Origin of the sequence: Bosea vaviloviae, assembly GCF_001741865.1 — a bacterium.
GTDB classification, from domain to species: domain Bacteria; phylum Pseudomonadota; class Alphaproteobacteria; order Rhizobiales; family Beijerinckiaceae; genus Allobosea; species Allobosea vaviloviae.
Map to the genome: position 1 here is coordinate 157,065 of NZ_CP017148.1, position 12,322 is coordinate 169,386.

11 protein-coding genes and 2 pseudogenes are annotated in these 12,322 nt (G+C 61.8%); 5 read left to right on the top strand and 8 right to left on the bottom strand.

The window, feature by feature from the left end:
• Window positions 1-113 precede the first annotated feature (113 nt).
• The 4 genes and pseudogenes from BHK69_RS30325 (at window position 114) to panB (ending at window position 3,501) form a co-directional block, all read left to right on the top strand.
• A complete protein-coding gene (locus BHK69_RS30325) occupies window positions 114-782 on the top strand; it encodes a DUF6088 family protein (protein ID WP_069694196.1) in 669 nt (222 codons plus the stop codon).
• Entirely contained in the window at window positions 779-1,822 is a 1,044-nt protein-coding gene (locus BHK69_RS30330; protein ID WP_069694197.1) for a nucleotidyl transferase AbiEii/AbiGii toxin family protein, read from the top strand. Before BHK69_RS30325 ends, BHK69_RS30330 begins: the two co-directional genes overlap by 4 nt.
• A 243-nt stretch (window positions 1,823-2,065) precedes the next feature.
• Complete coding sequence (locus tag BHK69_RS30335; protein ID WP_069694198.1) at window positions 2,066-2,590, top strand: hypothetical protein; 525 nt, start codon at window positions 2,066-2,068, stop codon at window positions 2,588-2,590.
• Window positions 2,591-2,653: 63 nt separating this feature from the next.
• Window positions 2,654-3,501, top strand: a pseudogene (gene panB, locus BHK69_RS30340) (3-methyl-2-oxobutanoate hydroxymethyltransferase).
• A 59-nt stretch (window positions 3,502-3,560) separates the two neighbouring features.
• Here the strand turns inward: panB and BHK69_RS33705 are convergent.
• The 6 genes and pseudogenes from BHK69_RS33705 to BHK69_RS30365 all read right to left on the bottom strand — a co-directional run bounded on the left by BHK69_RS33705 (window position 3,561) and on the right by BHK69_RS30365 (window position 9,628).
• Window positions 3,561-4,271, bottom strand: a complete 711-nt coding sequence (locus tag BHK69_RS33705; RefSeq protein ID WP_503413693.1) for an aminotransferase class IV — start codon at window positions 4,269-4,271, stop codon at window positions 3,561-3,563.
• A pseudogene (gene pabB / locus BHK69_RS33710) lies at window positions 4,254-5,333 on the bottom strand (aminodeoxychorismate synthase component I); the annotation flags it as partial. The gene BHK69_RS33705 and the pseudogene pabB, both read right to left, overlap by 18 nt.
• Before the next feature lie 188 nt (window positions 5,334-5,521).
• A complete protein-coding gene (locus tag BHK69_RS30350) occupies window positions 5,522-6,304 on the bottom strand; it encodes an amino acid ABC transporter ATP-binding protein (RefSeq protein WP_083269946.1) in 783 nt (260 codons plus the stop codon).
• Window positions 6,289-6,957 carry an amino acid ABC transporter permease gene (locus tag BHK69_RS30355; protein ID WP_069694199.1) on the bottom strand — a complete coding sequence of 223 codons (669 nt, stop codon included), beginning with the start codon at window positions 6,955-6,957 and terminating at the stop codon, window positions 6,289-6,291. Before BHK69_RS30355 ends, BHK69_RS30350 begins: the two co-directional genes overlap by 16 nt.
• A 96-nt stretch (window positions 6,958-7,053) precedes the next feature.
• Window positions 7,054-7,866, bottom strand: a complete 813-nt coding sequence (locus BHK69_RS30360) for a transporter substrate-binding domain-containing protein (RefSeq protein WP_069694200.1) — start codon at window positions 7,864-7,866, stop codon at window positions 7,054-7,056.
• 61 nt (window positions 7,867-7,927) lie between these two features.
• A complete protein-coding gene (locus tag BHK69_RS30365) occupies window positions 7,928-9,628 on the bottom strand; it encodes a thiamine pyrophosphate-binding protein (protein ID WP_069694201.1) in 1,701 nt (566 codons plus the stop codon).
• Between the two features lie 109 nt (window positions 9,629-9,737).
• Here BHK69_RS30365 and BHK69_RS30370 point away from each other — a divergent pair, with 109 nt between their 5' ends.
• A complete protein-coding gene (locus BHK69_RS30370) occupies window positions 9,738-10,493 on the top strand; it encodes an IclR family transcriptional regulator (protein WP_069694202.1) in 756 nt (251 codons plus the stop codon).
• A 163-nt stretch (window positions 10,494-10,656) separates the two neighbouring features.
• Here the strand turns inward: BHK69_RS30370 and BHK69_RS30375 are convergent, their stop codons facing one another.
• Together BHK69_RS30375 and BHK69_RS30385 are read right to left on the bottom strand one after the other, a co-directional pair.
• Window positions 10,657-10,857, bottom strand: coding sequence for a hypothetical protein (locus BHK69_RS30375; RefSeq protein ID WP_069694203.1), 201 nt, complete (start codon window positions 10,855-10,857; stop codon window positions 10,657-10,659).
• 663 nt (window positions 10,858-11,520) lie between these two features.
• Window positions 11,521-12,270, bottom strand: a complete 750-nt coding sequence (locus tag BHK69_RS30385) for a TerC family protein (protein WP_069694205.1) — start codon at window positions 12,268-12,270, stop codon at window positions 11,521-11,523.
• Window positions 12,271-12,322: the final 52 nt, after the last annotated feature.

Sequence of the window (12,322 nt, forward strand, 5' to 3'; positions counted from 1 at the left end):
AAATCTCGACGCTCACGACGATTGAGCGCCGGTGGGGCTCACGGCTTGTCCGAAGAATGCAGCATTGTTAGGACACTCTCGACAGTGTCCGAAATTTGCGCCATATTTCGGACATGCTCGATCAACCGGCCACGGACCTTCGGCGGCGCCTTATGGCGCGTATTGACGCGACGCCGGCAGAGGTGTGGACGCCCAGCGATTTCGCGGACCTCGCCAGCCGCGCTGCCATCGACAAGACATTGCAACGCCTCGTCGCGGCAGGCGAACTCCGTCGCATCGATCGTGGGCTCTACGACAAGCCGCGAAAAAGCAACCTCACCGGCAAAACGGTGGTCCCCGACTATCGCGCTGTGATCAGAGCCGTAACGCGGCGGGATCAAGCCCGCGTCGTGGTCGACGGCATGACCGCCGCAAACGACCTCGGCCTCACCACGGCGGTCCCGGCGCGCATTGAAGTGCTAATTGATGCCCGCTTGAAACCGATCACGCTCGGGAAGCAGGTCATCCACTTCAAATCGGCCGCACCCAGCCGTCTCTACTGGGCGGGACGCCCAGGCATGCGCGTCGTCCAAGCACTCTACTGGATGCAGGATATGATGAGTACGGAAGACGATCTACGGAGCGTCGAGAACCAACTTCGCAGGCTGCTCACCGCTCCAAAGCATGGAAAGGAGATCCGCGACGATCTTCGCGCGGGGCTCTCTGCCATGCCAATCTGGATGCAGGATTTTCTCCGGCCCCTTCTTGAACCTATGAATGGCGAGCTGGAGAACCACTCGTGAGCGCTGTTGCCTATGCCGAAGTCATCTCAGCCGCACCCGCCGAGAAGCTCGACCTCTTTTTGACCACAGCAAACCGGCTCGGCACCCCGATCGGGAATGTCGAAAAGGATTTTTGGGTCTGCTGGACTCTCGACGCCCTCTATCGTGAACGACCAGCGGGAGGGCCACGCCTATTGTTCAAGGGCGGAACATCGCTATCGAAAGCCTATGGACTCATTGAGCGATTTTCGGAAGACATCGACGTCACGGTGTTTCGTGACGATCTCGACGAGCCCGCTTCCGTGGAAGAGCTCGAGGCACTGTCGAACAACAAGCGTCGTGCTCGCCTAGACGCGATCCGCGACGCCTGTCGCAGCTATATCACCGGCGCGCTGCACGAATTCCTGGCCGAACACCTTGCTGCAGCGACGGACGGAAAAGGCCGAGTCGAGATCGATGAGGCAGACCCCGACCGACAGACACTTCTGGTCTGGTATCCAGAGGTTGAGCCGCGCGATGGGTCCTACGTGCGACCGGCAGTGCGGATCGAGTCCGGCGCCAAGTCGGCACTCGACCCCAACCAGCCCAGGAACATCCGGCCTTACATTGCCGACGATGCGGGCGGACTCGATCTCACGGTTCCGAATGTCACAACGATCAATGGGGAGCGCACGTTTTGGGACAAGGTCGTGATCGCACACGGCCTGCGGCGCTGGTTCGAGCGCCGCGGCGAGCTGCGCCATGCAGGCCAGCGGGTTTCGCGGCACTTCTATGATCTCCACTGCCTCTTCGCATCCGACACCGGCCGGACAGCATTAGCCGATGCTGCGCTGGGAGCAGACTGTGTTCGACACGCGCTCATGTTCTTCAACCGGACCGACTACGACCTGGCCACGGCCGCAACCGGATCATTTGCACTCGTGCCGACAGCGGCAATGATCGACGCGCTTGCGCGCGACTATGCAAACATGACGCCCATGATTTTCGGCGAAGCCCCTCGCTTCGAAGAAATCCTAGCCTCGATGGAAATGATTGAACGAGTGGCGAACGGAGCACGTTAGCAAGGACAGGCGAAGCGTCCGCCACGCCCTGCATGGGTGAGAGCAAAAAGCGCGCCCATCCTCAGTGCCGGTGCAGTAGAGCGCAGAGGATGTTGGCGATGCCGCCGATAAAAACAGCGATCAGCAGCAGGACTAGGAAGCCGGGTGGCAAATCGGGGGCGGATGCCGCCCCATGCGCCAACCGATCACCAAGATATAGACAAGCCGTGCCGTCCGTGATGGTTGAACTGTAAGGCGGAGAGCATGTTCAAACGAGCGGATGAATTGCACACGCCCGACCCGTACTATTCCGGGATCGCCGGTTTTGTTGGAAGCGGCCTTGAACAGCTGCATGATGACATGAGCAGGATAGAACTACCTGAAGGGGTCCCGGACGCAGTCCGCCGATGCCATGACGCCCTGCGTCACACCTATATCTACTCGTACTATTCCTACGACCTCTTGACGGTTGCAGCGGCCCAGACCTTTCCGTGCCTCGAGTTGGCGCTGCGCGAGCGCCTGGGTTCTCAGTTTGTCGGCAGGGTCGATAGGAAGGGAAAGGTGAGACCTCCTCCCATGCTCGACGAGTTGCTCAAGGCCGCAAGGGCCCAGAATCTGATCTCGGCCGACGTGGAAGGGCTGAATCATCTGCGAAACATGTTTGCCCATGGCACTGACGCGGTTCTGAACCCGCCAATGTTCCTCATTCCCTTCCAATTGGTCACCGAAACAATCGCGGAACTGTTCGCGATCCCGTTATCGCCACCGAAGAAGCTTCAGACGACCTGACATTCCACTATGGCTTCGTCGAGCCGGTGCAACCTTATCACGCTCAGACTGGGACAGATTATCATGAGTGCAAGTGTCGCCTCCAAGGCTTTAACTCCGCCAGCCATCGCCTCCCGCAAGGGCGGCGAGCCCATCGTCTGCCTGACGGCCTACACGACGCCCTTTGCCCGCATCGTCGATGCTCATTGTGACGTGGTTCTGGTCGGCGACAGCCTCGGCATGGTGCTGCACGGCCTGCCAACCACGATCGGCGTGACACTCGACATGATGATCCTGCATGGACAGGCCGTCCGACGGGGCGTGGAGAAGGCACTGCTCGTGGTCGACATGCCCTTCGGCACCTATGAGAGCAGTCCGAAGCAAGCTTTCAAAAGCGCCGCACGCGTCATGGCCGAAACAGGTTGCGCTGCAGTAAAGCTCGAAGGCGGGGTCGAGATGGCCGAGACGGTCCGTTTCCTCGTGGCGCGCGGCATTCCGGTGATGGGTCATGTCGGCCTTACCCCGCAGGGCGTGAACGGGTTCGGCGGCTACAAGGTTCAGGGCCGTGGGGATACCGCGCACAGGGTTCGCGAGAACGCCCAGGCCATCGCCCAGGCCGGGGCCTTCTCAGTCGTGCTGGAAAAGGTGGTCGAGACGATTCCCGCGAGATCACGGACAGCATCCCGATCCCGACCATTGGCATCGGCGCCTCCCCGGCCTGCGACGGTCAGATCCTCGTGCTCGACGACATTCTCGGCATCTTCACGGATTTCCGACCGAAATTCGTCAAACGCTATGCCGAACTCGGCGGCGCCGTGGAGGCGGCCGTTGCTGGCTATGCCGCCGATGTGCGCGAGCGAAAGTTCCCTGCTCCAGAGCATTGCTTTGCCGACGCCGCCCCCGTGAAAGGCGCAAGTGGCGCCAAGACGTGAACAGCGGCAGGCTCCCTGCGCGCTGTTTCCTCATGCGCGGGCCGGGACGATGCTGAATTTCAGAGCCGGGCCGGACGCAGGCCGCGCAAGCTGTTGCCGAGAAACCAGCGCTCGGCCCGACGAAGGTCATCGAGCGTCAAGTCCTGCTCGATCGCTTCGCCGCTTTCGAGCAGAGTTCGGCGAAATACCCCGGGGAGCAGGCCGTTTTCCAACGGTGACGTAAGCAGGCGCCCTTCCTGTTCGACGAAGACATTGCTTCGCGAGGCTTCGGTCACGAGACCTGCCCGGTTCAGGAAGATCACCTCGTCTCGCCCAGACAACGCCGCGGCGGCGAAGGCGCTCTCATAGCGCTCCCTTCGGGTAGTCTTGTGCCGAAGGAAGGGGTCGCCTGCATCGATCGCCTCAGGAGAGACCGCAACCAGCAGAGGCCGGCTCGGCTCTTCATCCAGGGCTGTGGATGTGATCCCGAGGTCGCCGTTGCGATGCAACTCCAGACGAACGCGGCGTTTCTCATCCGGAGCGAAAGATCCCGACAGCTCATCGAGCCGCGCCGCGATCGATTTCGGATCGAACGGGAAAGCGAGCGCGCCGGCCGAGGCTCCGAGTCGGTCGAGATGCAGGGCAAGCCGTGCGAAACTGGTGCCGTGCGACCAGAGCAGCGTTTCAATCAAGCCATACTCGCCGGCGAGATCGGTCAAGACGCGGGCCTTGAGCAGGCATTCGTCATATTCGCTCGCCGGTTCTGAATCCGCCACGATGCCGCCGCCCACGCCATAATAGCCTTCGCCATCCGCGAAGAGCGTTGCCGTGCGGATAGCCACGTTGAGCCAGAGATTGCCATTGGGTGCGAAAGCACCAATCGCACCCGTATATGCACCCCGTGGCTCCGCCTCGATGTCCCGGATCAGCTCCATCGCCCGATGTTTCGGAGCGCCGGTTATGGAGCCACAGGGAAAGACGGCCTGCAGCAGATCGTGGAGAGCGATGTCCTGGCGCAGCTGTGCCGTCACGGTCGAAGTCAGGGTATGGAGCGTCGGATAGGTCTCGACGCTGAAAAGCGCCGGCACCTTGACGGATCCGAGCTGCGCGATGCGCCCCAGGTCGTTGCGCAGGAGATCGACGATCATGAGGTTCTCGGCGCGCTGTTTGGGGTCGGCCATCAGGCCCGCAATTGCGGCACGATCCGCCTCTGGATCGACACCACGTGCCACGGTCCCCTTCATCGGCCGGCTCGTGACATGGCCAGCCGCAACGTCGAGAAAGAGCTCCGGCGAAACCGACAGGATCGACACCCCATCGAAGGCCACCACGCCTCCATGCGACACGGGCTGGCTGGATCGCAATGCGGCGTAGAGCGCGAGCGGATCGCCCTCCTAGCGAAACCCGACGGGAAAGGTGAGGTTGACCTGATAGGCGTCGCCGGCAGCGAGGTAGTCCAAGATGCGTCGCACACGCGCTGCATGGCCGGCGGGATCAAGCGCCGGCTGCACGGCGCTGATCGGTGGCGGGGGCGCCAGGGCGGCGAAGAACTGGTCGAGCGCGGCTGCCGGAATCTGCGTGGGTTGACGAAAGAGGCCGAGCCATAAAAGCGGCAGAGTGGGCTTCTGCGGTATCAGAGGCGCCAACTTCCTCTCGAAGGCGTAACCCAGTTCGAACGAGAAGAATCCGGCGGCGTGCAGCCCGCGCGCTAGGCCCGCTTCGATCTGGCCAAGCGCCGCCGCGACATCCCTTGCGTCGTCGCATCGCACGACCGACTCCGGATCGGCATAGAGGAGTGCCGGGGCCGCAGCGTCCAGGTGATCTTCCACGAGTACGCAAGGCGGGCGATGCATGGCGAGCAGCCTCGCGGCGGAAAATGATGGCTGCAATCGCCGGATTTATGTTGATCGCGCTTCTGTAGCCGTAAAGCGGCCCTGCACTAAGCGACGTTCCTGCGCAAGGCGGCTATCACACCGTGGTGTTCACGTGCGCGGGCAATGTGGGTGCAAACGTCGCGCGGTGGAAAGGCGATCGCGCAGGATCAATCGTTGATGATGGCGCGCAGGAAGCGGCGGGTACGTTCCTCCGCCGGGTTCTCAAAAAAGGCCCGAGCCGGCGCCTCTTCGACGATCTGCCCCGCGTCGAGAAGCATGGCCCGGCTCGCGACGCTCTTGGCGAAACCGATCTCGTGCGTCACGACGACCATCGTCATATTGTGCTCGTGGTGCACCTTGCGGATGACCTGAAGCACCTCCTCGCGCATCTCCGGATCGAGCGCCGAGGTCGGTTCGTCGAAGAGCATCAAGGTGGGATTCATCGCCAATGCTCTGGCGATTGCAACGCGTTGACGCTGTCCGCCGGATAGTTGGAACGGATAGACATCCGCTTTCTCCTCCATGCCGACCTGTTCGAGCAGCTTCCGGCCTTGTTCTGTCGCCGCGCGAGGGGGAACCCCTAAAATCTTCCTCGGCGCGATGGTGATGTTCTCGAGCGCGGTCATGTGGGGAAACAGGTTGAAGTTTTGGAAGACGAAGCCCGTTGACAAGCGAATTTGCTGCAACGCATCCGGATTTGCCGACTCGACGTCACGCCCGCCCACAGAAATACTGCCGCGATTGATCGACTCAAGCCCGTTGATGCAGCGCAAAAGCGTGCTCTTGCCGCAGCCGCTGGGGCCGCACAGCACCACGACCTCGCCCTGCGCAACATCAAGCGAGATTCCGTTGAGCACGCTGACCGCGCCATAGGATTTGTAGACATCGCGAATGCGGATGAAAGCCGTGGCCGCCGGAACCGTTGTGTCCGTCATCAGATCGGTTGCCATTTTTGAAGCCTTTCGAGCATCCGCATGAGAAGGGCATACCCCCAGATAAGAGCGACATACAGCACGGCCGCGCCAGTATAGAATTCCAGCGGACGGAAGAATTGAACCGTAAGTTCCTGAGCTCGGAACATCACTTCTGGGACGGCGATCAGGACGGTGACGGTCACGTTCTTGATGACTGTGATATGAACATTGGTGAGCGACGGCAGCGTGGCAAAGAAAGCTTGAGGCAGCGTAATATAGCGCATGACCTTCCAGCGCGAGAAACCGAGGGACTGCGCGGCTTGCACCTGTGTGGCCGGGATGGCTTCGAGACCACCGCGAAACGCTTCACAGGCAAGCGCCGCGCCGTTCAGGGACAGGGCGATGATCGAGCTCATGGTCGGCGACAGCGAGATACCGGTCAAAATCGGCATGACGTAGTGGATCCAGATCAGCAGAACCACCACGGGAAGCGTGCGGAACAGATCCACGAAGACAACGGAGAACCCGCGCAGCAGCCATCGCTGCGACATGCTCATCGCCGCCAGTACGACGCCGAGAATGGTCGTGACGATAATGCTGGGAAAACTCGTCCACCAGGCATGCCACAGACCGCCTGCAAGGTAGGGACCGTATTCGGTCAAAACGCCGAACTGAAATGTGTAATTCATGATCCAACCCGACCAGCAGTTATCCGACCAAAGGCGACCCGATGCGTGCAGGGGACGGATCCTCGATGAGCATCCGTCCCCTGCACAGATCGACGGCTAGCGCGGCCCGACAGCCAACTCAGGCGGCAGGTTCCACTTCTCCGCGAGGGTGCGGTACCACCCCCGGAGCTTCATTGAACGGACATAGGTGTCGAGGAAGACCAGAAGATCGAGATCGGCATAGCGGACCGCATGGTTCATGCTGGTCCACTCGGTCTGGTTGCTGGCGAACTTGACGTTGCGAAGTTCGGTTGGGCGCTCTTGAGCGCGCAACTCGTTCGAGACGGAATCGCCGATATAAGCCGTCGACCGCCCCTGCATGACCTCGAGCACCGCGGCTCCGGTATCGGAGAGGGGCGTCACCTTCGCCTTCTTGAAGGTGCGCTGGGCGTATTGCTGGGCAGCCGTCCCCGAAACGACGGAGAGAACATTGCCCTCCTTGTCCAGGTCCGCGAAGGTCCGGACCGGGCTATCCGCGCGAACCATGGCGGTCGATGAGAGATATCCGAAGGCCTCTCCGAACGCGACCGCCGTCGCGCGCTCGGGCGTTGCCCCGAGCCCGCTCATGATGACGTCCCATTTGCCGGCCTGCAGGCCGGCCACCAGGCCGCTCCAGGTCGTGTTGACGAGTTCGACCTTGATGCCGGTCATCGCCTCGAGATTGCGAATGTCATCGACGATGAGGCCTTCGTATTGGCTTGTCTTCGGGTTCATGAGGATGAACTTGTTCCAGGGCGCGACGCCGACGACCAGCTTCTTCTCGGATATGATCCGATCCAGCGTCGGGCCAGCCGACACTCCGGTTGAGGAGAGCGCGACGACCGCCGCGACAGCGGCCGACGCGAGTGCAGTGGCGATGGTTCTCAGCATGATCTTCCCCTTTTTTCTGGTGCTCTACAACGGATCGGCTCTGGTCAGGTGATCGAAGGCGTCAGTGGACAGCGTCGCGGGCGAGAATCGTCTCGAAGCCGACGATTGGTGCGGTTGCGTTGGGGTCAATTACGACGTCGATGACATAAGGACCGTCGGCAGACAGGCCCCTTGCCAGGCTGGCGGCGACCGCCTCCGGGTCCGTCACGCGCTCGCCGCGACACTTCAGAGCGCGACCGACCTCCGCGTAGTCGATGTCCAGGAAGTCACATTCGAGGTAGCTGCCCATTACCTTCTGCTCCCAATGCCGCTGGAAGCCGAGGGTGCCGTTGTTGAACACGACGACAAGAACGTCGACGCCGTAGCGCGCGGCGGTCTCAAGTTCGTTGATCACGTAGCCGAAGGCGCCGTCGCCGGTCACGCAGACGACTTTGCGCGAAGGATCCGCCAGCTTGGCACCGATGGCAGCAGGCAGACTCCAGCCAATCCCGCCAGTGCCCCGCGGCGACAGGATGAACCGCCCCGAGCTTGGTACATCGATGTGGCTCATGGCCCAGCCGGTGATGTAACTGGCATCCGTGACGATAAGGGTCGTTTCCTCGACCTGCGCCGAGATCTCCGCCAACAGGCGTTCTGGCCGAATCGGGATTTGCATCGATTCCGCGACCGACCGGAAATCGGCCCTCCAGCCCTCTGTCAACTGGCCGATCCGCGCCCTTGCCTCCGGGTTCGTTCGCGCCAGGCCGTTATCGGCGCAATAGGCCATGAGATCACGCAACGTGTCGCGTACGTCGCCGACCATGGCGATGTCGGTCGCGAAATTGCGACCGATTTCGGCGGGATCGATATCGAGATGGATCAGCTTGGTTTCAGGCTTGGGCAGCGACCAGTCACTGTAACAGATCTGGCCCGTGCGCGACCCGAGCACGAAGACAACGTCGGCGTCGGCAAACAGCCGGTTGGAGATCTGGCCGCGACCATAGCGACCGCCAGTCGTAGAGCCGAGCGGGCCTGCTGCGAGGGGATGCGTATCGGCAATGGCTCCGCGCCCCGTCATCGTTGTCGCGACCGGAATATCGAACAGCTCCGCCAGCATCCGGATTTCGTCCTCGGCGCCGGAAATGATCGACCCGCCGCCCGCGATCAGAAGCGGTCGCTGTGCTGTCGCGACCAGCTCGGCCGCTTTCTCGATGGATTCGCGGCTCGCTCGAACCCGGTTGGCAGGAAAATGGGTATAGGCCGGGTCGGCCCATGTCTGGGCTTCGGCTTCGGCGGCCATGACATCGCCCGGGCAAAGTAGGACAACCGGGCCCGGTCGTCCTGACGTCGCAATCCGGAAAGCCTTTCGAACGGCATCGGCTGCCTGTTCAGCTGCATCGATCCGGGTTACGTCCTTCACGTAAGGCGCCAGCGCGACCGCATGATCGAGCGCGCTGCTGGCGTTCTTGTTCTTGAGGCGCAGCGGGTGGTCTTGGACGAGCGCGATCACCGGAACGGATGAGCGCTGCGCCTCCAGGAGGCCGGTGATCAGATTGGTGGCGCCGGGCCCGAAGGTGGCGGCGCAAACACCCGGTCGACCCGTCACCTGGGCATAGCCATGCGCCATGATCGCCGCGTGCTTCTCGTCGCGCACTGTCACGATCCGCGTGAACGCCCGGTCGACCGCGTGGAACACATGGATCGGATCCTCCATGCCGAACAGGCACGTCACCCCGTAGCTCTTAAGTGTTTCGTAAACGAGCGCGCCGCCGGTACCCCGCATGGGTGTCTCCCTCTTGACGTCCAGGAAAGTGTTGCTTATTATGCAACATGTTGATTATTTTATCGTAAGCAGGACATCCACGCTGCGTCAAGCTTGGAAGTGAGCCCATATGAAATCGATTGAGAAGGCCGTTAGAGCACTGCAACTGCTCGTAAATTCGGGGGGCGAGCTGCGGGTCGGAGATACAAGTCGTCACTTGAAAGTCACGCGGAGCAGCGCCTCACGCTTGCTCGCGTCCCTGGCGAGCGGAGCCCTCATAGAACAAGATCCCGCGACACAGCGGTACAGGGCGGGCATTCTGGCCGTGCAGCTTGCGGCGAGCTTTCACCGGAACTTCGACCTGGTGGAACAGGCGCAAAAGGAGATGGACGAACTCGCCCGTCAGACCGAGCACACCGTGTGGCTGGGCGTTCTGTCCGGCGCAGAGGTCGTCGTCCTGAAGACCGTGCGAGGCTCACAGCCGATCCAGTTTACCGTCGAGCCCGGCCATAGGTTGCCCGCCCATGCAGCTGCCATGGGCAAGGCTCTGCTCGCCATCAAATCCGATACCGAGATACGCAGTCTCTTTGCTACATCGCTCGATCCGGTGACGAAGCAGACCTTGATTTCGGTTGACGATTTGCTGCACGAAATCGCGATGTCGAGATTGCGCGGCTACGCGATCTCGAACCAGGAATTGTTCGACGGTGTGAAGGCCATCTCCGTCGCCTTCGAGGATCCGCATAAGGGCATGAGTATCGCCATCAGCGTCTCTTATCCGCTGTTCGCATTCGATGGCGGAAGTGACCAGTCGGTCGTCGACGCACTGCTACTGTTCGCCCATCATTTTGGCACTCGGATTGGGGACAAGCGCTGGATCCAATAGGGCTGAAGCTGACGGATCATAAGGGGCCTCGCCCGGCCGCTGGCGGTAGAACTACAATATGTGTGGTCATACCGCCCGGAACTGGGCAGCGCCTCGCGATAGTTCTTGTCGTGCAGCCCGTCAGTCACCGTGGCAGAGATGCCCCTTTTGAGCATCCCGCCGCTCAGGATCGATAGTGCGAGGGGACGTGTGCGGCGTCCGGCGTGTTCTCGGCGATCTCGGTCCCCTCGGTCGCGGCCGCCGCGACCATGGGCTCGGTCGCGCCGCCCTTCTTCAAGGCCTGGATCTCGATCTTACCGGGGCGGGGGCTGCGGTGGTAGATCAGCGCGCCCGAGCGAAGATCGTTGGAGAGAGTGCTTTTCATGGCGTGATGGTCCCTGTCTTTGACGATGGCAGACCGGACGCATGTCGCCGGTCCCGGAGCCTATCGGGCCGGCGCTGCGGCCGATCCAGAGCACGAGGCAGGAGACGGCCGTGAGCGCACAAAGCGGCAACTGGGCGAACGGGAAGCTGCCGGTCGCTGACGCAGCGTGCCAATCAGCGAGGCTGACGACGCCGGTGCCCGCTTCTAATGCGGCGGTATCCTGGCTTGCCGGCGCAGCTGGTGACGTCCTCTGCGGCTCTCTCCTTTTTGATTGTTGATCGCTGACATGCCGCTTGACCGGATCGAAGGCTCGGGCCGGTTGAGCGGCCCTCGGCGCCGGCCAAGGGATGGCTCGCGTGCGGCGGGTCAGACCCGCCCGTCGAGATTGCAGGAGGAAGCATCGACGATCGCCCTGATACGGCGCGCGCGGTCCAGCGCGTGCTCGACCCCATCCGAGCCGGACCCCGACGCGGATCCGCTCACTGAGCCTACATTGCTTTGCATGCGCCTCTCCTCCGGCCCGTTCGAACCGATTGTTGTTGCTACAGCATCGGACCGAACATCGTATTCGGCCCGATGCTGTAGCTCTTTGTTTTGCATCGGCTTTTTCCGAAAACCGCATGGCACTTTTCGGACCGATACTAGCTCAGCCGGCCGCCACGGCTACGCACTAGAGGTCTTCCGCTTGCGTGCCAGCATGTTCAGCCCCTCGACCAAGGCCGAGAAGGCCATCGCCGCGTAGATGTAGCCCTTGGGGATGTGGAAGCCCGTGCCCTCCGCAATCAGCGTCATGCCGATGATCAGCAGGAAGCCCAGCGCCAGCATGACGATGGTCGGGTTGCGTTCGATGAACTCGGCCAGCGGGGTCGCAGCCAGCATCATCACCGAGACCGCAACGATGACGGCAATGTACATGATGACGATGTGGTCGGTCATGCCGATGGCGGTGATGATCGAGTCGATCGAGAAGACGAGGTCGAGCAGCAGGATCTGAACCACCGCCCCGGCGAGACTCAGTTGCAGCGTCTCGCCGACGATCGAATCCTTGTGATCCTCGGGGTCGACGGAGTGATGGATCTCCTTGGTCGCCTTCCAGACCAGAAAGAAGCCGCCCGTGATCAGGATAAGGTCGCGCCAGGAGAGGCCCTGGCCGAACAGGCTGAACACCGGATGGGTCAGTTGAACGATGACGGAGATCGTTGCCAGCAGGAGCAACCGCATGACCAGCGCGGCGATGATGCCGACGCGGCGGGCGGGCTTCTGCTGCTCTTTCGGCAGTTTGTTCGTCAGGATCGAGATGAAGATCAGGTTGTCGATGCCGAGCACGATCTCGAGAATGATCAGCGTGGCCAGCGCGGCCCAGGCCGTTGGATCGTTCACGAACGAAAAATGGGTCGCAAGGAACTCCGACATAACGCTTGACCTTTCGACGTCTCGGCTTCGCGGCCCCCCGGTTCAGGAGGCC